Consider the following 21618-nt stretch of genomic DNA (forward strand, 5'->3'; position numbering starts at 1 on the left):
AAAGTATTTATTTTATCATATTTAATTAAAATTTTTCTTTCTTAGTATATAATTTATTTTTTGATGTTTTCAAATATTTATTTGATATAATGATAATAATTATTTAAGGTGAAAAATGAAGCTTATATTAATTGGTTCTTCTACTGGTGGTCCAAGCCAACTAAAGTTTTTACTAAATGATATAGAGCTTAAAGATTGTGCTGTAGTAATTGCTCAGCACATGAACCCAGCTTTTATCCCTTCTTTTGTAAACCAGTTTAACAAAGAAGCTTTAAGTGATGTATTAATACCAAGCGATAGGGAAGTTCTTAAAAGTAAAATTTATATATGTCAAAGAAATATGGTTTTAAGTGGAAATAATACTCCAGTGCTAAATATCACTGAAGAAGCAAGTAGTTTTAATCCAGGAGTGGATGTTTTGTTTTATTCAGCTGTAAATCTTTGTAAATATAATAAAATTTTAGCTTTGATTATGACAGGAATGGGTGATGATGGAGCTAAATCTTTATTCGAGTTGTATAAGGCAGGAGTGAGATGTTTATGTGAAAACGAAGCAGACTCTATAGTATATGGTATGCCTAAAAAAGCTAGAGATACTAATCCAAATTTAAAACCCATGAGTTTGTTGGAACTTAAAAAAGAAATAGTTAATTTTATTAAATCATAGGAAGAAAAGATGATAAAAATCGCAGAAAATGAAATGCACGATTTTGTGAAAATAGTAGAACAAATTAGTGGAAATAATTTAAGTACCAAACGAGATATTTTACTTATAAAACTTCCAAAGTTTTTACAAGAACTAGGCTTAAATAGCCTTAGTGAATTAAATGAAAAAGTGCAGTTTCAAAGAAATTTAAAGCAAGAAACTATGGATTTTATTACAGTTTGTGAGACTTATTTTTTTAGAGAATTAGAACAATTAAAAGATGTTATTTTTTATATCAAATCTCTTGATCGACCTGTAAATGTACTTTGTGCTCCATGCTCAAGTGGCGAGGAAGTGTATTCTTTAGCTATTTTAGCAAGTGAGAATTTCATTAAGGGTATGAATATAGTTGGTATAGATATCAATAAAAAAATGATAGATAAGTGTAATGAAATGATATATTCAGAACGCTCGGTGGCTAGATTAAACACTATGCAAAAAACGCGTTATTTTGATATAAAAGATAGAATGTATCATCTTAAAAAAGAAACTCTAGCTTGTAGATGTCGTTTTGAGCTTTGTAATGTTTTTGATGATTCTTTATTTAAACTCGGAAAATTTGATGTGATTTTTTCAAGAAATATGATGATATATTTTGATCAAGATTTCAAAATAAGACTTATGGAGCGTTTTTATAAGATATTAAATAGAGAGGGCAGAATTTATCCTGGTAAATCAGATCTTGTTCCTGAAACAGCTTATTTTGATAAGAATTTTTCAGCAGGTGGGGTTTATTATTCTAAGGTGGATTAATTATATTTTTTATTAAACCACCACCAATAAATTGCTGCAAAGATAAAACACACTCCCAAGCTAAAAGTAAAATGGCTTAATTTTACTCCATAAAATTCAAATAAATATCCTGTTGAAAAAGCAATAATCGCGCTAAAAGTTAAATACACCATATCATTATAGGCAATTACTCTACCATAGTATCTTTTATCACAATCATTTTGTAAAAGTGTATACGTATAGCTCCATAAAGATGAAGTGCAAAAACCAGCCATCACTAAGCCTATGAAGGCAAGATAAAAGTTAAATTGCAAGCAAGCCCAAAGCATGATACCTATGCCTTGTGCTAAGTATAAATACACTAAAGTATTTTTGTTAATATAAGGACTAAGCACATAAGGACCTATGAGTAAAGATATAGCTCTTATAGCATTAGAAATTCCTATAGCTAAAGGTATAGAAATAACTTTTGCGTATTCATATTCAGCTAAAAGTGTGATTAAAACATCATAAGCAGTTATCCCTACAACCCCATGAAGCAAAATTAAATGAATGATTTTTTTATTGCTAAATACATAAGCTAAACCTTCTTTGATTAGTATAAAAAGATTATTTTGTGTTGTGTTTTTTTCATCGGGTAAGATTAAAGTTTTAAGTATAAGCATGGCGCAAAACAGCATTAAAGTATCGGCTATAAAAGCTGGCTTTACTCCAAAAAGATCTATAAAAAGTCCTGCTGCACCCATACCTAAGGCATATGATACAGCCCATATAATACTATGAAGCTCATTGCCAAGTTTTAGTTCTTGTGGGGTTAAAATTTTAGGTAAAACCGACATTTCTGTTTGAAAATACATACTTGCAACCGCCATACGTACAAAGGTTAAAAAGTATAAAAACCAAAGCATAGCTAAAGAATTTACAAAAATTAGCATAAAAATAGAAATCATCTCAATACTAATCATTGTTAGTAATAAATTCTTAGGTTTAAATCTATCTACTATAACTCCATTTATAGGTGCAAGTATAATAGAAGGTAAAAAAACAAAAATAGCCGAAAAACCTATAATATTTGCAGGCGCTTGGAGTTCTTTGGTTAAAAGGGTAAAAACACCCACTTGAGAAAACCATGCACCAAAATAACTTATAAATTGTATTGTTGCTAAAAGGCGAAAAGTTTTATTATTTTTAAGTAAAGACCTATAAGTCATGAACATCCTATGAATATATGAAATCAAAGGGCTTGATTATAGCGTTTTTAAGATTATTTTACATTTAAATGCTATAATAATTCTTTTTTATAAAAAAGGTTAATAATGAATAGATTAAGCAAAAAAGAAGCGTTAAATTTACTCCAAAACGCACCTTTATACGAACTAGGTGCAATGGCATATGAGAAAAAATTAGAGCTTCACCCTGAAAAAATAACTACTTTTGTGGTAGATAGAAATATAAATTATACAAATATTTGTTGTATTGATTGTGATTTTTGTGCTTTTTGTAGAAAAGAAAAAGATGATGATTCTTATATTTTAAAATACGAAGAAATAGGGCAAAAAATAGAAGAATTACAAGCTATAGGTGGAACGCAAATTTTATTTCAAGGTGGAGTGCATCCAAAACTTAAAATAGAATGGTATGAAGACTTACTTGTTTACATAAAAACTAATTATCCTACTATTACCGTGCATGGTTTTTCAGCAGTAGAGATAGCTTATATAGCAAGAGTTTCTAAAATTTCTATCGAAGAGGTTTTAAAAAGATTACAAGCTAAAGGACTTTTTTCTATACCTGGAGCGGGTGCTGAAGTATTAAGCGATAGGGTAAGAGATATTATAGCACCACACAAATGTGACACAGCTACTTGGCTTAGAGTGCATGAGAGTGCGCATAATATAGGCATGAAAAGTACCGCTACTATGATGTTTGGTACGGTTGAAAATGATGAGGAAATCATCGAACATTTTGATCATTTAAGAAATTTACAAGATAAAACAAATGGCTTTAGAGCTTTTATTTTATGGTCATTTCAAAGCGAAAATACTCCTTTGATTAAAAAACATCCTGAAATTATCAAGCAAAGTTCTAATAGATATCTAAGATTGTTAGCTTTAGCAAGACTTTATTTGGATAATTTTAAAAATTTACAAAGCTCATGGGTAACACAAGGTTCTTTAATAGGTCAACTTGCTTTAAAGTTTGGTGCAAATGATTTAGGTTCAACAATGATGGAAGAAAATGTCGTAGCTGCAGCTGGTGCAAAATATAGAATGAATCAAGAACAAATGATAGAACTTATAAAAGATATAGGGGAATTACCTGCTAAACGTGATACAGCTTATAATATTTTAGAAAGGTTTTAATGTTAAATTTAAGCTTCAATAATACTAAAATAGACATAATATATGAGTATGAAAATGAGCTTCCTGTGCTATTTTTCAAGCTTATTTTTAAAAATAGTGGAAAAATAGCAGAAAAAAACAATAGAGGTTGTGCAAGTATGCTTGCTAGGCTTTTAAATGAAGGAAGTAGTGATGAGTTTTTTAAAAGCTTAGAATACCGTGCTATAGAGCTTTATACTAAGGCTAGTTTTGAGCATTTTCAAATTAGTATTAAGTGTTTGAAAGAACATTTTGATTTTGCTTTAGAAAAACTACAAGAGCTGTTTTTAAATGTGCGTTTTGATGAAAAAATCTTACAAAGATTAAAAACTTTAGCTTTAGGTGAGCTTGCAAGTTTAAATACTGATTATGATTACCAAGCAAAAAGACTTTTAAATAAGAATGTTTTTAAAGATGAAATTTTTTCTAGTGGTCTTGATGGAACTAAAGAAAGCATAGAAAAGATTAGCTTAAAAGAATTGCAAGATTTTATGAATGAAAATTTAGTACTTGATAATGCTTTGTTTGTCTTTGGTGGAGATGTTAAAGAAGATGAAGTGAAAGTTAAAACAGAAAAAATTTGCCAAATTTTAAAAAGAAACACCCCAAATCAAAACAAAAATTACAAACTCATTGAAGAGAGTATAGAAGTAAGTGAGCAAAAAAGCACTGAGCAAGCTTATATATACTTTTGCTCTCCATTTAATATACAAATTAATGATGAAAAAATGTATTTAGCTAAACTTACTTTGTTTATCTTGGGTCAAGGTGGTTTTGGTTCGCGTTTGATGGAAGAAGTGCGTGTGAAAAGAGGCTTGGCATATTCAGCATATGCTATGCTTGATGTAAATTTAAATTATAGTAGAGTTTTTGGGTATTTGCAAACTAAAAATGAAAGCTCTAATGAGGCTAAAACTTTAGTTAAGGAAGTTTTTGAAAACTTTATCCAAAATGGAGTAAATGAAAAAGAATTTCAATTGGCTAAGCAATTTTTAGTAGGCTCTATGCCATTAAGGTATGAAAGCTTGGCTAAAAGACTAGATATAATGCTAAATGAATATTTGCATGGTTTAAAACTTGGAAATTTAAAAGAAGAAATGCAAAAGATCAAAAACACTACTTTAGATGAATTAAATGACTTTATCAAAGCACATAGTGAAATTACAAAAGTGAGTTTTGCAAGTATAGAAAATGAAAGTTGAAGAAAAGGATTTAAAACTACTTCATGCTTTAGGGGTTAAAAATTGTATCGATTTGGCTTTGATTTTACCTAAAAAATTTGATGATTTTAGAATTTCAAAGTTTCCAAAAGATGCATTTTGTACCCAAAATGTAAAAATCATTAGCACACAAAATCACTACTCTCAGCTTTTTATGCTTTGTGAATGTTTAGAATGGGGTATAAAAGCAAATATAGTGATTTTTCATCCTAATAAATGGCATTTTAAAATTTTTAAACATAATGCTTTGGTTTGTATTCATGCAAAGATGAATTTTTTTAATGGAATTTGGCAGTTTATAAACCCAAAAATAGTAAAAAATATAGGTCAAATAATCCCTAAATACCAAATTAGCTCTATTAAAGATGAAAGCATAAAAAAACTTATTATAAAATATGTTAATGAAGCTAACTTAAATGCATTAAATTTAGAACAAAAATATATTAATTTGCTTTTAAATTTGCACAATTATGATGATTTAATTCTTTATGAAAATTTTAATACCATAGTTAAAGATTTAAAATATATAGAAATTTTTAATCATTTAAGGCGTTTAAAGGGTAAAAAAATATCTCAAAATGCTTATAAAATAGAACTTTTTGATATAAGCTCTTGGCTTAAGGGTTTAGAATTTAACCCTACAAATGATCAGCTTTTAGCAATAGAAGATATTAAAAAAGACTTGCAAAGTAAAGTTGCTAAAAGGCGTGTGGTAATGGGCGATGTGGGTTGTGGCAAGACTTTGGTTATACTTGCTGCAAGTTTGCTAGTATATCCTAAAAAGGCTATTTTAATGGCTCCAACCAGTATATTAGCAGAGCAAATTTATTATGAAGCAAAAAGACTTTTACCTAGTTTTGTTAATGTATTGCTTTTAAAAGGTGGTAAAAAAGATAAAGATTTAGCAAAATTAAAAGAACAAGCTCATTTTATCATAGGCACACATGCACTCATTCATCAAGAAGAATTTGAAGCAACTTTAGTGATGATAGATGAGCAACACCGCTTTGGTTCTAATCAAAGACAAAAAATAAGTGAGCTTAGTAAAAACTCTCAATATGCTCCACATATCGTGCAATTTTCTGCTACGCCTATACCAAGAACACTTTCTATGATACAAAGTGAGCTTGTAAATTTTAGTTTTATCAAACAAATGCCTTTTAAAAAAGACATTAAGACTTTTTGCATACAAGATAAAGATTTTAAATATTTACTTAAAAAAATCGATGATGAACTAGCTAAAAATCACCAAGTGATTATTATTTATCCTTTGGTAAATGAAAGTGAAAATATAGATTATTTATCATTAGAACAAGCACAAGGATACTGGATAAACAAATACAAAAATGTTTATGTAACCCATGGAAAAGATAAAAATAAAGATCAAATTTTACAAGAATTTAGAGAAAAAGGTACTATTTTGCTTTCTACAACGGTGGTTGAAGTGGGAATTTCTTTACCAAGACTTAGTGTGATTGTTGTTGTTGGAGCTGAGAGGTTAGGGCTTGCTACTTTACATCAACTTCGAGGTAGAGTAGGTAGAGTAGGGCTTGAAAGCTTTTGCTATTTATACACTAAGCAAAAAGAAATTCCAAGTCGTTTGCTTGAATTTGCTAAAACTCTAGATGGATTTAAAATAGCTGAACTTGATTTGAAAAATAGGCTAAGCGGGGATTTGCTAGATGGTAGAGTGCAGCATGGCAATCATTTTAAATTTTTTGATTTTGCAGATGATGAAGAATTAGTTGTAAGAGCAAAAGAAAGTATTAAAAATATGGAAAAAGAAAATGGATAAACATTTTGAAATTTTAGTCTCAAAAGGTGAAAAAAAGTATTTTAAGAAAGGAAATATTTTATTTTTTCAAGGTGAAAAAGCAAATAAAATTTATATTTTATTAAGTGGAAAAGTGCGTATATATAAGGTAAATGCAAAAGGTTTTGAATTAACACTTCACACTTTAACTCCGGTAAATTTTATAGCTGAAATGCCTGTGTTTGAAGGCATTAATTATCCAGCTAATGCTATTTGTGAGCAAGATTGTGAAATTTGTGTTTTTGATTTTGATGAATTTAAAAAATTATGCTTAGAAAATGGGGAATTTAGTTTTTTGCTTTTGACTTCTTTAATTGGTAAAATTCGAATTTTAGAAAATTTTATTAGACAAAAATCTTTGGATTTAAAGTCAAGATTAATTAACTTTTTGCTAGAAAATGAGGAAAAATTACAAAATTTAAAGCAAAAAGAAATCGCTGTGATTTTGAATTTACCCCCAGAATCTTTGTCGCGTTTTTTGAAAGAATTAAAACAAAATGAGCTTATTTGTACAAATAAAGGTAAAATAGCAATTTTAAATAAAGAAAAAATGCAAAATTTAATTAAGTCTTTTTAAGTCTTATTTGTTACAATATTGTATTTAAAGTATGGAAGGTTTTATGGATTTTGATTTTTTAATCAAGTTTAGCCCTATGTTTATACAAGCTTCTTGGCTTACTTTAAAACTTGCTACTTATGGAGTATTTTTTTCATTTTTAGTGGGTTTATTTTGTGTGGGAGTAAGCTATTTTAAATTTTCTTTTTTAAATACAATCTGTAAAATTTACATAGAATTTTCAAGAAATACACCTTTATTAATTCAGCTTTTCTTTTTATATTATGCTTTGCCTGAGTTTGGGATACACCTTAGCTCTTTTGCTTGTGCTGTGATAGGACTTAGCTTTTTAGGTGGTTCTTATATGGCTGAGAGCTTAAGAGCGGGTATGGAAGCAGTGAAAAAACAACAATACGAATCAGGACTTTCTTTGGGTTTGAGTAAATGGCAAAATTTTCGTTATGTCATCATGCCTCAAGCTTTGGGTATAGCTATGCCAAGCATTAGTGCAAATATCATTTTTTTACTCAAAGAAACTTCAGTGGTAAGTATTATTGCTTTAGCAGATTTAGTATATGTGGCTAAAGATCTTATAGGGCTTTATTATAAAAGTAATGAAGCATTATTTGCTTTGGTGCTTTGTTATTTGATTTTGATTTTACCTTTATCTTTAGTGTTAAACCGTATAGAAAAAAGGTTAAATTATGTTTGAAATTTTAAATCAAGATACCTTTTTTAGACTAGCACAAGGCTTAAAGGTTACTTTAGAACTTTCATTAATTAGTGTTTTGATTTCACTCATAGGAGGGGTGTTTTTTGGAATTTTAATGCATTCTAAAAACAAATTCCTTTATGCTTTTTGTCGTTTTATGCTTGAGTTTGTGCGTATTATGCCTTTGATTGTTTGGCTTTTTATAGTGCATTTTGGCTTAGCAAAATGGTTTGGATGGCATTTGAGTGCTTTGGGTTCTAGTATTATTGTTTTTAGTATTTGGGGTGTGTTTGAGATGATGGATTTGGTTAGATCATCTTTAGCAAGCATACCAAAACACCAATACGAATCAGGACTTTCACTAGGTTTTAATAAATTTGAAGTTTATCTTTTTATCATCATACCTTTATCTTTAAGAAGATTGTTGCCAATGAGTATTAATCTTTTTACAAGAATTATTAAAAGTACTTCAGTGATTTATCTCATCGGCGGTATAGAGCTTATTAAAGTAGGCCAACAAGTGATTGAGCTAAATTTATTTCAAAATTCTTACGCGGCTTTTGTGATTTATGGTTTGATTTTATTGATTTATTTTATACTTTGCTATCCTTTGTCAGTATATTCAAAGTTTTTAGAGAAAAAATGGAGCTAATATGAGCATTTTAAAAATACAAAATTTACAAAAATATTATGATGATCATCATGTTTTAAAAGATATAAATTTAGAAGTAAATCAAAAAGAAGTAGTGGTTATACTAGGTCCAAGTGGTTGTGGGAAATCTACGCTTTTAAGATGTATTAATGGTTTAGAAGAAATGGCTGATGGGGCTATTTTTATAGATGATGAGAAAATTGATAAAAATTATAAAAAATGGACACAAATTCGCCAAAAAATAGGTATGGTGTTTCAATCTTATGAGCTTTTTGATCATTTAAATGTAGAGCAAAATATACTCTTAGGGCCTTTAAAGGTGCAAAAAAGAAAAAAAGAAGAAGTTTTAGAAGAAGCAAAATACTGGCTTGATAGAGTAGGGCTTTTGCATAAATTAAAAGCCTATCCTAAAGAATTAAGTGGCGGACAAAAACAGCGTATCGCTATAGTTAGAAGCCTTTGTATGAATCCTGAAATCATGCTTTTTGATGAAGTTACAGCAGCGCTTGATCCTGAAATCGTGCGCGAGGTTTTAGATGTGATTTTAAATTTAGCAAAAGATGGTATGACTATGCTTATAGTTACGCATGAAATGGGTTTTGCTAGAGCAGTTGCTGATAAAATAGTTTTTATGGATGATGGAAAAATAGTAGAAATTTCAAAGCCTGATGAATTTTTTGAAAATCCAAAAACTGATCGTGCGAAGAAATTTCTCAATTTGTTTGATTTTCATCGTTAATTTTATTTTAGAAAAGATTTGTTTAAAAAATTAATATAAGGTTTAAAAATTTAAATTTCAATCATAAGGAAAAAATATGAAAAAAATTTTTCTTTTATCGTTTTTAATGGCATTTTTTTTTAGCGCATGCTCAAATTCAAGTTCCAATGAAAACTCCATAGAAAAAATCAAACAACAAGGTGTTATCCGCATAGGTGTTTTTGGCGATAAACCTCCATTTGGTTACTTAGATGCTCAAGGGAAAAATCAAGGCTATGATGTGTATTTTGCTAAACGTATAGCAAAAGAACTTTTAGGTGATGAATCTAAAGTGCAATTTGTTTTAGTTGAAGCAGCAAACAGAGTGGAATTTTTAGAATCAAATAAAGTAGATTTAATCTTAGCTAATTTTACTAAAACTCCAGAAAGAGAAGCTGTGGTTGATTTTGCTTTGCCTTATATGAAAGTTGCCCTTGGGGTAGTGGCTCCTAAAGGATCAGATATTAAAACCACAGATGATTTAAAAAGTAAAACTTTGATTTTAAATAAAGGTACAACAGCTGATGCGTATTTTACAAAAAATATGCCAGAAATTAAAAGTATTAAATTTGATCAAAACACAGAAACTTTTGCAGCTTTAATCGGTAAAAGAGGTGATGCACTAAGTCATGATAATGCATTGCTTTTTGCTTGGGCTAAAGAAAATCCAAATTTTGAAGTAGTGATTAAAGAACTTGGAAATCATGATGTTATAGCTCCTGCTGTAAAAAAAGGTGATGAAGCTATGTTGAAATTTATCAATGATTTGATTGTAAAATTACAAAATGAGCAATTTTTCCACAAAGCTTACAATGAAACCTTAAAGCCATTTTTTAGTGATGACATAAAAGCTGATGATGTGGTAATTGAAGGTGGTAGAATTTAATAATGCAAAAAGCTTTTAAAAATATCATCTATGCTTCTTTAGGTGGTATTTTAGAATTTTATGATTTTGTTTTATTTATTTTCTTTGCAAGTGTTTTTGCAAAAATTTTCTTTCCTCAAAATGATGATTTTTGGCCTTTAATCTATACTTATGTAGCCTTTGGAGCAGGGTATTTAGCTAGACCTTTTGGTGCTGTTATTTTAGCACATTTTGCAGATATCAAAGGTCGTAAAAATGTTTTTTATATCAGCATGCTTTTAATGGTCGTGCCAAGTTTTGTCTTGGCCTTTTTACCTACTTATGAAAGCATAGGGCTTTTAGCTACTTTTATGCTTTTTGTTATACGGATAGCTCAAGGACTAGCTATAGGAGCTGAAGTTAGTGGTGCTTGGATTTTTGTAAGTGAATTTGTGAGTAAAAAAAGACTTGGTTTGGCACTTGGTTTTATTTCAGCAACTTTAACCTTAGGTTTATTGCTTGGAAATTTAGCGACTTTAAGTATATATGCGTATTTTGACAAAGAAGAGGTAGAAAGTTTTGCTTGGAGAATTCCCTTTTTTATAGGAGGATTTTTTGGCATATTAGCTTTATTTTTGCGAACAAAGCTTAACGAAACACCAGCTTTTAAAAGTATAAAAGATAAAAAGAAAATTTTGAATTTTCCACTTTTACAAGCTTTAAAAACACATAAAAAAAGTATGTTAATATGTGCTTTACTTACAGTGGTTTTAACAAGCGGAGTAGCTACTTTAATGATACTACCACAGTATTTTGAAAGCTTATTAGGAGTTAGTAAAACTACTGCTTTGACATATCAAAATTTGGCCATAGTGATGATCATACTAGGAAGTTTGGTGCAAGGTTATTTGGCTGATTTTTTGGGACATTTTAAAATTTGTTTGATTTTTACTTTGTTTTTTGGAGTTTTTGGCATAGGTTTTAGCTTTTATAATGAGTGGTTTTTGTTATTTTATTTGCTTGCTTGTTTTGCACAAGGCATTATAGCTTTTGCACCTATTTTTATGACCCAAATTTTTACCACAGAGTTAAGATCAAGTGGTCTTTCTTTTGCTTATAATATTTCTTATGCGATTTTAGGCTTTTTAACGCCTTTTGTTGTTAACTTTATGTATGAGAAATATTTTTATTTTTATATATTTTTTGTGTTTATCACTAGTTTATTAAGTATATATTTGGTAAAAAAATATGTTAAAAATTTATAATATTTTTCTTTTAAACTACTATTTTTAAGATACTTATAAATTTCAAACAATTTTTATCTTAAATATCTTTAAGCTTAAATTTATAAATATAGTATTAACATTTCCAAATTATTATTAATACATTAGTAATGTAATTAAAAAAACATTTCATTACTAAAAAACAATAATCAATCAAACACATTAATCATTTTTTGAAAGGACTTTTTCAATGTATATAAACACAGCTAAAAAACGCCTCACGGGGGGGGGATACGATAATTTTCGTTTTAACTCACACTCTTTAAAACGCTATAAAAACTCCAATCTTTTAAAACTTTCTTTACTTACCATTTTTTCACTAAGTTCTTTAGAAGCTGCTACCCAGGCAAATTATGATAAAACTTCTAATGCTTATATAATTAAAAAACACCATTATGAGAACAATGATGTTTATGATTATAATCTTGATACTTATAAATTCTTAAGTGGTAAAAACTTCTATGGTCAAATGGCTACTAATAAAAACCTTTCAAATATCACTTTAATCTATGATAATCCTAAAGATAAAGCTCATGTAAAAATGAATGATTTATACTTTAAACAAGACATACTTACTCCAAGTATTAAAGAAGATATTTTTGTAGTAAATGGTTTTCATAGTTCTAATTCAGACAATACCACCATTAATCAAACTAGCTATATACCTTTTTTAGTTTCTGCTTATACCTTTAATGCAAAAGCTAATAATAATACCTTAGTATTAAAAGCAGGAGAATTATCTTCAGTATATTATCTAAAACCTACTGATAAAGAAGTGATTAATCCTAAAGCTACTGGTTTGGATAATAAATATAATTTTTTAATCACTCCAGCCATAGCTAGAAAAGGTGAAGTAAGTAATAATACTTTAAATTTCTTAAAAGATGCCTATGTCAATATGGGTGTTGAAAACACCTACACCTTACCTTTAAATGGTGCTCCTTATATCTTAGGTGCTTTTGGTGTGGATGCTAATGCTAATAATAATACAGTTATATTAAATAAAGGCGTAAAGATAGACTTTCATACTACCCCTTATAGACAAAGTGCTTTAGGGAATAATATCTTTGATGAGAGAATGACTCATGTAACAGGAGCCATTACTTATAATGCTAATGCTAAAAATAATAAAGTTATCATAGATGGAGCTTCTTTATTAGTCCATGGTCCAAGTGGAGCTTATTCAACATCAGCTGCTACTCACTTAGGAGGAGCTTTTGTAGATGTTAATAATAATCAAAGCTATGAAGTAAGTAATAATAGTGTATTAATCAATGATTTAAAACTAGATTTAAGAGTAGATACTAAAAATACCCCATTAGCTTATAATGCTATCTTAGTAGGGGAAATCTATGGGGGTAAAATCATACAAGGTAATGCTTATAAAAACACTATAGATATAAAAGACTTACAAACCTTATTAGCATTAAATACTAATGTAGAAGTAAAAGCTCTTTTAGACTTTTATGCAGGTATTACTAATAATGGTATAGCTAATGATAATAGTATTAGCATTAATCTAAAAAAACCATTTGAGATTAATTCTAATTTTACAGGTAAAAATGAGTTTAATCTTTATGGTGGGGTAGCTACTAAAGGAGCTAATAGAAATAGTATTCATATCAATGGGGATTTAACCCAAGGCATTACTGTTGAAAACCATCAAGATAAAATTCAAATCATAGCAGCACAAACTCTAAGTTCTAAAGCAAATAACAATAGCATTAATATTAAAAACTCAAACATTGCTATGCCTTTATACTTATATGGAGTAAGCAAGGTTAGTTTAAATGATAAAGATTATTATGCAAGTAGTGCTAATGCTAATAGTATAGTTTTAGATAATGTAAAATCAGGTAGAAATCTCACTGCTATTATAGAAGCAGATAATTTAGAAAAAAACACTATAAAATATAATATGGTGCAATCTTTATCTAATGCTTCTAATATAGATAAAGGTTCTAAAATCATTTTAAGAGCTAATGAAAGTGCTTTAGATAATACTTTAAATATTAAAGATTATTCAAGTGCAGCTAGTTCTAATGTTTATGTTATTAATGCTAATACTGAAAGTGCTAATAATACTTTTATCTTTGATAATCTAGCCCTAGGAACAGCTTCTGATAAAAGAGAAGGGGAAATAGTAATTAGTGCAGGTATAGCTAAAAATACTCATGATAATTATACTCATATAGCTAATTTAAATATAGATGAGTATAAAGATAATTCTACTATCATCATAGCAGCTTCTGGTGTATATAGTGAAAATGATAAAAGCTATAATAATACCTTATATCTAAGTGGTAATACTAATATTTTTAATAATACCAATATAGATGTATTAGCAGGTAGCTTTTTACAAACTAAAGAAAACACTAGCTTTGTATCAAAAGCTCTAGAGCATAAAAATAATACTAATAATCATTTAGTATTAAATACAAGTATAAAAGCAAATACTATTAATAACTTTGATCATTATAGCTTTATCTTAAAAGATGATACTAAAACTTATTTAAGTGCTAAAGAAGCTATTAATCTTTCTAAAGATAGTTCTATTAATGTATATACAAACAATAATATAAAAAATAAAAGTTTTATTTTAATGCAAAGTGAAAAAGGCTTTGTAGATGCAAACAATAAACAACTAAATCAAAAAGACTTACAAAGCTTATTAGAAACTATCACTAAAAACAATCAAAGCTTACATAAAAACATCAAAGCAAAAGTTCAAAAGGCTAAATACACTCTAAGTGTAAGTAAAGACGGAAAAAGCATAGTAGTGAATTTAAATTAAACAACAAAGATAAAACTAAAAAGGATTAATTATGAAAAAGTTAGCAAATCATATCATACTCTCAGGTGTAACGGTATCAATGTTATTTTCTCCACTAATGGCAATTGATCCAAACAAACTACCTAGTGGAGGTAAATTTACTCATGGGACTAGTGGGACTATATCTGGTCCATACTTTGATAAAAATACTGGTAAAAACACTATTGATATCACAGGTAAAACACAAGGTGGAAACCATGTCATACAATGGGGTGGTGGCTTTAGTATAGGTAATAAAGCTCAAGTTAATTTTGGAAAAGGACAAAGTGGGCAAAACTACCTAAACATTGCTCATGGTACAGATAAATCTACCATAGAAGGTGTATTAAATGCAGGTGGTAATAATGTCTTTTTAATTAATCCTAATGGGGTAATCATTACTAAAACGGGAACTATCAATGCTAATCGCTTTGTGGCTTCGACTACTTCTTTACAAGCACAACATTTTGAGGAATTTAAAGCACAAGGTGCTTCTTTTTCCCCTATATTTAAATCACATAAAGCAGGTAATGTAGTAAATATGGGTAATATTAATGCTAATGATGTATTACTTATAGGAAATAAGGTAAGTATAGATGGTGGTAATATCCATGGTAAGCATAATGAAGGTGTTGGTGATGATGCTTTAAAAAATCCAAGTGGTAATACAGCTGATAAAATTCATTTAGTAGGGAATTACATCAATCTTGATTTAGCTAAAATTAATTTTAATTCCAAAGAAAATCTTATTAGTGCAAATAAATCAGCTAGTGTTAGTATATCTACAGAAGATTATTATAATAAATTAACAGGTAGTAAAAACGATCCATTTAAAAAATATAATTTTCAAAAAGGTAGTTATGAAGATGTAACTTCTGAAAATATAGAACAATATGCTAGTATAGGTTCTGATAGAGATTGGTTTTTCTTTGCTAAACTCTGGAATGACACTGATTTAGAAATATTTAAACTAGTTGATAAGGGAGTTGCTGAATATAGACTTATTGGTAATGTAGATTTTAAAGGTAGTCAAGGACAAAACTATGCAAACTATTGTATAGATGGACTTGGTTGCACTAGTATGATAGTGGGTGATAATGAATTATTAAATAATTGGAATGATATATATAGAAAATTTTCTAAAACATTTAATGGACAAGGATTTACACTTAGTGATATTAATATAGATATAGATAAGATAAGAGTAAAAGGTCCTATAGGCTTATTTGGAGCGGCAAATGGAGCTACTTTTAAAAATGTAAAGGTTGATTATAAAAAAGGTGGTATAAAAATTTTACTTAACTCAGCTGTTGATGGATCTATAATAACTATTGGATCTTTTATAGGATATGCGAACAATTCTACATTTGAAAATATAGAAGTAAGTAATGTTTCTAATTTTGAAACATATGATCCAAAAGGCTCATGGTCAAACGGTAGAATCGGAGGTTTTGTTGGATCAGTTTATGGTGATTCAGAATTTAAAAATATAGCTTTATATGGTTTTTCAAATATTAATTTACAAGGTTTGGCAGATCCAACATATATTGGTGGATTTGTGGGCTATTTAAGTGATAATCCCACTTTTGAAAATATATCCTTAAATGATTTTGGTAGTATTAAGGCAAAACATACCTTTGGTGGCTTTGTGGGTTATAGCTATTATAATGGTAATTATAAATATAATAATATTTCAATAAAAAATTTTGATAGCATTCAAACTACAGGTTATTTAGGTACTTTTGGTGGAAATCTTCGTGGTAAAATAAATATAGAAAATGTATATATAGATTTAAATGGTGGAAGTTTAAGAAGTGAATATGGTTATTATGTTGGTGGATTTGCTGGAAATATATTTGCTGATAATGGTGGAGTATTTAATAATATTCATATAAAAAATATAGGCGAAATTCATACTGGAGAAAATGCTAGCAATACAAATGCTGGAGGATTTGCCGGACAAATTGATGGTGATGTGGAAATTAATAATATTATTTTAGATAATATCAAGGAAATATCTGCTGATAAAGGTAATGCTGGTGGATTTGTTGGAAGTGTTGCTGGAAATTCAAATTTTTCTAATATATCTATAAATGGTATAGGTAAAATTTTTAGTAATCAAGATGGAACTGGAGTGGGAGGATTTATTGGATTTATAGATGCTACAAATGGAGATAAAAATATTGATTTTAATAATATTGCTTTAAATTTTAATTCTGAAGGGTTAATTAAGGGTAGTAATATTGGTGGATTTATCGGAAATATCAACAATCAAGCTCCTTATAGTGGTAAATACTACAGAACAAACCTAGATTTTTCAAATATACATATTTATTTTGATCCAAATTTTTCTATGCAAAGTGACACAGGAAAAGGAAAATTTGTAGGTTATTATAACCCAACTTATAATACCTTTAACTTTAAAGATAAAATTAACTTCTATGCTAATGAAAGTATTTTTGATGGAGCAACAACTGATAAGTCTCTGTGGAGTAATTTTACCACCTTATCCCCAGATGAGAATATATTTAAAAATAATACAGAAAATATCACTGAAGCAATCAATGTAAGTGTTATTTCTCCTGAATTCACACACCCTGAAAAAATTCCTGATGATGTAGAAGTAAAGTTAGATATGGATGATTTATATTCTGATGTAATTGATAGTATTATCAAAGATATTACAAAAGAATATTTTTCAATCAATATTCATGATCTAATAAAAATATTAAATGAATACAAATATGAAAATATGAATGAAGATCAGAAAGTTGAATTTATAAAAACATATTTTATTAATAAAAGTAAATATGATAAAAATACCGATCTTGATAAAATAGCAAGATCGGTTGTTCAAAGTTTAGATTTTGCTTCTGTGTATCAAGGTAACTTTTCTGAAGGAAAGTTAAATGCTAGCGCTTTAAAAGAATATAAAAATAATCTAGCTCCAAAAGTAGAAAAGATAAATAAATATAAAGATGATGTAAATCACTTTATCCAAACTACTTTGAACAACAAGGTAAATTCAATCAACAAAGCTAATGAGCATTTCAATACGCAAGATTATTATAATAGACTTACTGAATTAGCCTTAGCTTATAATAAATATGTAGAATTAATTAATAAAGGTTTAGCAAATAAAAATGATCAAGCTTTTAAAGATATTAGCAATAAATTATTTGCTTTAATAGCTCAAGCACAAGATGAAACCAAAACTATAGAAGAATTAATTAATAGCTTTGAAGATTTAAAAACACAAGCAAGTGAAAAATCTAACGGACATTTTATTGTTGAAGGAGATTTGCAAGCTTTAAATATACCTTATCCTATATTAGCTTCTATCAAAGATAATAACAATGGTAGTGGTGAAATAGATAAGCCAGAAAAACCTATTGATCCAATTGAGCCACCAATAGATAATAAACCAGAAAAACCTATTGATCCAATTGAGCCACCAATAGATAATAAACCAGATAATTCTGATAACTCTTTGGTTTTTAAACAAAGTTCTACTTTTAACTCTATAGGTGATGAGGCTATAGATGATGAGGAAGAAAAAGAAATAGGCGAAACAGATGGTGAGCAAAGATTAATCACTTGTATAGTAAGTGATAATTTTAAAACTATGAATCCTTGTGCTGTAGGACATTAATATTTTCTTAGGAAGTTATCTTCCTAAGAAATATCCCTAATTAAATCAATCAACATAAATATTAAAAACAAAAACTTAAATTTAAAAATATAAAAAGGAAAAACCATTATGAAAAAACTCTCTCTTTGCGTTGTAGCACTTAGCTCTTTAGTCTATGCTAATAATGGAAGCATTATCATAGCTAAAAATGATATAGAAAAGGTTATAGAATTATCCCCTGATAGAAACCTCCCTCAAAACAAAGCTATCAAAGAAAATCTAAAAACCAAAGATGATTATATAAAAAGCCAAGAAGCTAAAAAAGACTTTGAAGAAAAAAAGAAAGCTTTAAAAGAAAAACTAAATCAAGAAGATGAAGCTAATAATCAAAGCACTAATACAAACAATGATAAAGCAAATACTAGTGTAAATGATGAAACTAATAATTCCAACTCAACTAGCAATAATACAAACAATATAAATAATCAAACTAATAATAGTTCTAACACTAACTCTACTAACTCAAGCAATCAAACTAACACTACCACTAAAAAAGTAATAACCAAATATAAATTTGTTATCACTAATGAAAACACTAGCTTTAAAAAACTAGGTATTAAAGAAGAGGATTTACAATTACTTATTAGTGAGTTTAGCACTAGAAAATTTAGCTTGCAAGATTTACAAGATATATCTAATATCATTGCTTATTATTTCCAAGTTAATGGCTATCCTGCAGCAACAGCTTATGTACCCCAACAAGAATTTGAAGATAGTGTGCAAATAAACATAGCCTTAGGAACACTAGGTAAGTATATAATAAAGAATAAAACTACTATAAAAGATCATTTTATAGAAAATAAGCTTAATGAAAGAATCAAAGGTAAAATCATCTCTACTAAACTCATAGAAGATAGTGTGTATAAAGTCAATGAAATGTATGGAGTACAAACCCTAGCAGGTTTACAAGCAGGAGAGAATGTAGGAGAAACTGATGTAGTTATAGAAGTAGTGCCTGATACTAAGGCTAATGTATTATTATATACTGATAATTATGGTATTAAAAGTGCAGGGGAATATAGAGCTGGTATTAGTATGGGATTTAATTCTATATTTAATATGGGAGATTATTATAATTTTTACTTACAATCTAGTGATGAAAGACAAATCAACTATGGAGCAAGTTATACTTTCTTTTTAGGAAATTTAAAAATTACTCCAAGCATATCTCAAGGATCTTATTCTTTAGGTGGAGATTATAAAGAAGTTGGCTTTAGTGGTACTTCTAGAAATATTGGTGTTGATTTTTCTTATCCTGTATGGATTAATACAAATTCCTCTTTATATTTTACTTCTAGTATTTATCATAAGATATTAAAAGATGAACCTTTTTCAAATATATTTGATGATTATAGTATAGATAAACATTCTAATGTAGGTAGTGTAGGTTTAGAAGGTTTATTTAGAGGCTTTGAGAATAATACTTTAAGTTATAGTGCTAAGGTAAGTGTAGGTAAGGTTAATGATGATGGCACTACTATATTTGGAAATACATCTAAAAGTGATGGTAATGGCTTTGGCTGGTTTAGAAAACTCAATGCTAGTGTGAATAATTATTATAGTATTAATGAATACATTACGCATACTTTAAATATAAACTATCAAAAGGTATTAGGGAATTTTGAATTAGATTCTTCTGAGAGTTCATCTTTAGGTGGAGCTTATGGAGTAAGAGCTTATGATAATGGAGAGGGTGATGGAGATAATACCATAGTAGCTAACTTTGGTATAAGAATAAATATACCAAATACGAATTTTTATTTTACTCCTTTTTATGATATAGGTTATGCTTGGTATGAAAAAGCTTCAGGAAGTAGATTAGCAGATGAGCATTTTTTAGATGCAGTAGGTTTGCAAATACTTTATAATAAGAATAATGCATATTATATAAAGCTTGATGCAGCAAGAGCAGTTCATCAATACAAATATGATGATGATCATAGAATGAAATTATATTTAAGTGGTGGGGTGTATTTTTAAAATTTAAAACTTTAAAATATAAACTATAACTTTGCTATAATTATATTTTGTATTTTAGAGGTATAAATGAATAAAATTTTATTATTGGCTGATGGAGTTTATGCGAAAGATTTTTTAAAGAAAATTCATAGCAATAAAACCTTCAAAGAGTCTTTGAGTGTTGTTTATTATAATGATGAAAGTGTGGATTTAAGCTTAGAGAATGAACAAATTTCTTTTTATAAGTTTGATCCTACGAGTTTGGTTAAATTAGAAAATTTGCTAAAGGAAAATTTCCATCAAGCTATTATTTATATGCAAGAAGAAGCTGACATGCTAGCTTGCTATCAAAATTTAAGAAAATTACATTCAAGATTAAATATAGTTATCATGGATTTGTGGAATATACACATTGATGATAATTTTTGTGAAGTGATTAATATCTATGATACTTTAAGCACAAGGTTAATAGGTTGTTTGGATAATATGCCTTCAATGGCACAGTTTATAGGACTTGGGCAAGGCGAGATTATGGAGGTTAGAATTCCTGCAGGATCAAGCTTTGCTTATAGACATATAAGCTCTATTAGTCAAAAACGCTTTAAAATTGTAATGGTTTATCGAAATAATGAATTTATTCTAGCAAGACCTGGACTTATTTTGATGCCAAATGATAGTATTTTAATCGTAGGTGATCCTAAAGTTTTACAAAGTGTTTTTACTAATGTTAAAACAAGTTTAGGCCGTTTTCCATCACCTTTTGGGGACAATATACTTTGTATTATTGATATGAATAAAATGAGTGAATTTGCCATAGAAAAACTCATCTTCACAAGCTTACTTTTACACATAAGAATTAATAGTAAAAAGCTTTATTTTAAAGTAATTAATCCTACTTTAACTCCTATGTATTATAAGCTTAAAGCTTTGCATAAAAATAGTACTGAAGTGATATTTGACTATGAAAGTACAAATATAAAAAATATCAAACCTTTTGTGGAAAATACTAGCATAGGTTTGCTAGTGGTGGAAGATTATCTTTTTGAAAAAGAAAAAAGTTTTCTTTTTACTTTAAAAATTCCTGTATTAAAAGCAGGCAAAGGGGATTTTGCTGACTTAAAATCATCAGTTGTTTTGAGCTCAAATTTTGAAGATATAGAGGGTATTGCTTCTATTATGCTTGATTTAAATAAGCAAATTCAACTAGGACTTGCTTTGTATTATTATGCTTTAAAACTAAATAAAGCTGAAATTTTTGAATATCATCAATACTTTGAAAGTCTTTCAAAACTTCATGATGAAAAACTACTTTTAATAGAAGAAAAAGAACACAATCCTATCAATAAATTTTCTTACAAGCAAAATGTATTGCATTTTGTGCCATTTAATGAAAAAATTTTAGGTAGTAACTTCAATAAAATTTTAAAAACAGATTTAAATACGATATATTATAAGATGAATAAAAATTATCAATTATTTATACCATCGCTGTGAGAAAAT

General features: G+C 28.3%; 16 protein-coding genes. 15 read left to right on the forward strand and 1 reads right to left on the reverse strand.

Annotation, left to right across the window (positions count from 1 at the left end; translation table 11 throughout):
- Window positions 1-115 precede the first annotated feature (115 nt).
- Together EL235_RS03580 and EL235_RS03585 are read left to right on the forward strand one after the other, a co-directional pair.
- Window positions 116-667, forward strand: a complete 552-nt coding sequence (locus EL235_RS03580) for a CheB methylesterase domain-containing protein (RefSeq protein WP_114640265.1) — start codon at window positions 116-118, stop codon at window positions 665-667.
- Between the two features lie 9 nt (window positions 668-676).
- Window positions 677-1459, forward strand: a complete 783-nt coding sequence (locus EL235_RS03585; protein ID WP_114640266.1) for a CheR family methyltransferase — start codon at window positions 677-679, stop codon at window positions 1457-1459.
- Here EL235_RS03585 and EL235_RS03590 read toward each other — a convergent pair.
- Window positions 1456-2649, reverse strand: a complete 1194-nt coding sequence (locus tag EL235_RS03590) for an MFS transporter (protein WP_039625931.1) — start codon at window positions 2647-2649, stop codon at window positions 1456-1458. The genes EL235_RS03585 and EL235_RS03590 overlap by 4 nt on opposite strands.
- 105 nt (window positions 2650-2754) lie before the next feature.
- On the opposite strand from EL235_RS03590, the gene EL235_RS03595 reads away from it, so the two are divergent.
- The 13 genes from EL235_RS03595 (at window position 2755) to EL235_RS03655 (ending at window position 21612) form a co-directional block, all read left to right on the forward strand.
- Entirely contained in the window at window positions 2755-3801 is a 1047-nt protein-coding gene (locus EL235_RS03595; protein ID WP_126340817.1) for a dehypoxanthine futalosine cyclase, read from the forward strand.
- A complete protein-coding gene (locus EL235_RS03600; protein WP_126340818.1) occupies window positions 3801-5021 on the forward strand; it encodes a M16 family metallopeptidase in 1221 nt (406 codons plus the stop codon). The genes EL235_RS03595 and EL235_RS03600 overlap by 1 nt, the downstream gene beginning before the upstream one ends.
- A complete protein-coding gene (gene recG, locus EL235_RS03605) occupies window positions 5011-6834 on the forward strand; it encodes an ATP-dependent DNA helicase RecG (RefSeq protein WP_126340819.1) in 1824 nt (607 codons plus the stop codon). Before EL235_RS03600 ends, recG begins: the two co-directional genes overlap by 11 nt.
- Window positions 6827-7429, forward strand: a complete 603-nt coding sequence (locus tag EL235_RS03610; RefSeq protein WP_126340820.1) for a Crp/Fnr family transcriptional regulator — start codon at window positions 6827-6829, stop codon at window positions 7427-7429. The genes recG and EL235_RS03610 overlap by 8 nt, the downstream gene beginning before the upstream one ends.
- Before the next feature lie 43 nt (window positions 7430-7472).
- The gene (locus EL235_RS03615; protein WP_039625940.1) at window positions 7473-8120 is read left to right on the forward strand and encodes an amino acid ABC transporter permease; all 648 of its coding nucleotides are present in this window, start codon (window positions 7473-7475) and stop codon (window positions 8118-8120) included.
- On the forward strand, window positions 8113-8772 hold the full coding sequence (locus EL235_RS03620; protein ID WP_039625942.1) for an amino acid ABC transporter permease: 660 nt from the start codon (window positions 8113-8115) through the stop codon (window positions 8770-8772). Before EL235_RS03615 ends, EL235_RS03620 begins: the two co-directional genes overlap by 8 nt.
- A gap of 1 nt (window position 8773) precedes the next feature.
- Window positions 8774-9511 carry an amino acid ABC transporter ATP-binding protein gene (locus EL235_RS03625; RefSeq protein ID WP_126340821.1) on the forward strand — a complete coding sequence of 246 codons (738 nt, stop codon included), beginning with the start codon at window positions 8774-8776 and terminating at the stop codon, window positions 9509-9511.
- A 106-nt stretch (window positions 9512-9617) separates the two neighbouring features.
- On the forward strand, window positions 9618-10415 hold the full coding sequence (locus tag EL235_RS03630) for a cysteine ABC transporter substrate-binding protein (protein WP_373274436.1): 798 nt from the start codon (window positions 9618-9620) through the stop codon (window positions 10413-10415).
- Between the two features lie 2 nt (window positions 10416-10417).
- Window positions 10418-11638, forward strand: coding sequence for an MFS transporter (locus EL235_RS03635; protein ID WP_039627408.1), 1221 nt, complete (start codon window positions 10418-10420; stop codon window positions 11636-11638).
- 208 nt (window positions 11639-11846) lie between these two features.
- Window positions 11847-14450: a hypothetical protein gene (locus tag EL235_RS03640; RefSeq protein WP_052243254.1), complete on the forward strand. Its 2604-nt coding sequence runs from the start codon at window positions 11847-11849 to the stop codon at window positions 14448-14450.
- A gap of 31 nt (window positions 14451-14481) precedes the next feature.
- Complete coding sequence (locus EL235_RS03645; protein WP_126340823.1) at window positions 14482-18120, forward strand: two-partner secretion domain-containing protein; 3639 nt, start codon at window positions 14482-14484, stop codon at window positions 18118-18120.
- Between the two features lie 108 nt (window positions 18121-18228).
- Window positions 18229-20139, forward strand: a complete 1911-nt coding sequence (locus tag EL235_RS03650; protein ID WP_126340824.1) for a ShlB/FhaC/HecB family hemolysin secretion/activation protein — start codon at window positions 18229-18231, stop codon at window positions 20137-20139.
- Between the two features lie 66 nt (window positions 20140-20205).
- On the forward strand, window positions 20206-21612 hold the full coding sequence (locus tag EL235_RS03655; RefSeq protein WP_039625946.1) for a COG3400 family protein: 1407 nt from the start codon (window positions 20206-20208) through the stop codon (window positions 21610-21612).
- Window positions 21613-21618: the final 6 nt, after the last annotated feature.

The sequence above is a fragment of the Campylobacter lari genome, assembly GCF_900638335.1.
Taxonomy (GTDB): domain Bacteria; phylum Campylobacterota; class Campylobacteria; order Campylobacterales; family Campylobacteraceae; genus Campylobacter_D; species Campylobacter_D lari_E.

Coding starts and splice junctions, on each gene's coding strand:
- EL235_RS03580 (WP_114640265.1), top strand. CDS start 116: ATGAAGCTTATATTAATTGGTTCTTCTACTGGTGGTCCAAGCCAACTA.
- EL235_RS03585 (WP_114640266.1), top strand. CDS start 677: ATGATAAAAATCGCAGAAAATGAAATGCACGATTTTGTGAAAATAGTA.
- EL235_RS03590 (WP_039625931.1), bottom strand. CDS start 2,649: ATGACTTATAGGTCTTTACTTAAAAATAATAAAACTTTTCGCCTTTTA.
- EL235_RS03595 (WP_126340817.1), top strand. CDS start 2,755: ATGAATAGATTAAGCAAAAAAGAAGCGTTAAATTTACTCCAAAACGCA.
- EL235_RS03600 (WP_126340818.1), top strand. CDS start 3,801: ATGTTAAATTTAAGCTTCAATAATACTAAAATAGACATAATATATGAG.
- recG (WP_126340819.1), top strand. CDS start 5,011: ATGAAAGTTGAAGAAAAGGATTTAAAACTACTTCATGCTTTAGGGGTT.
- EL235_RS03610 (WP_126340820.1), top strand. CDS start 6,827: ATGGATAAACATTTTGAAATTTTAGTCTCAAAAGGTGAAAAAAAGTAT.
- EL235_RS03615 (WP_039625940.1), top strand. CDS start 7,473: ATGGATTTTGATTTTTTAATCAAGTTTAGCCCTATGTTTATACAAGCT.
- EL235_RS03620 (WP_039625942.1), top strand. CDS start 8,113: ATGTTTGAAATTTTAAATCAAGATACCTTTTTTAGACTAGCACAAGGC.
- EL235_RS03625 (WP_126340821.1), top strand. CDS start 8,774: ATGAGCATTTTAAAAATACAAAATTTACAAAAATATTATGATGATCAT.
- EL235_RS03630 (WP_373274436.1), top strand. CDS start 9,618: ATGGCATTTTTTTTTAGCGCATGCTCAAATTCAAGTTCCAATGAAAAC.
- EL235_RS03635 (WP_039627408.1), top strand. CDS start 10,418: ATGCAAAAAGCTTTTAAAAATATCATCTATGCTTCTTTAGGTGGTATT.
- EL235_RS03640 (WP_052243254.1), top strand. CDS start 11,847: ATGTATATAAACACAGCTAAAAAACGCCTCACGGGGGGGGGATACGAT.
- EL235_RS03645 (WP_126340823.1), top strand. CDS start 14,482: ATGAAAAAGTTAGCAAATCATATCATACTCTCAGGTGTAACGGTATCA.
- EL235_RS03650 (WP_126340824.1), top strand. CDS start 18,229: ATGAAAAAACTCTCTCTTTGCGTTGTAGCACTTAGCTCTTTAGTCTAT.
- EL235_RS03655 (WP_039625946.1), top strand. CDS start 20,206: ATGAATAAAATTTTATTATTGGCTGATGGAGTTTATGCGAAAGATTTT.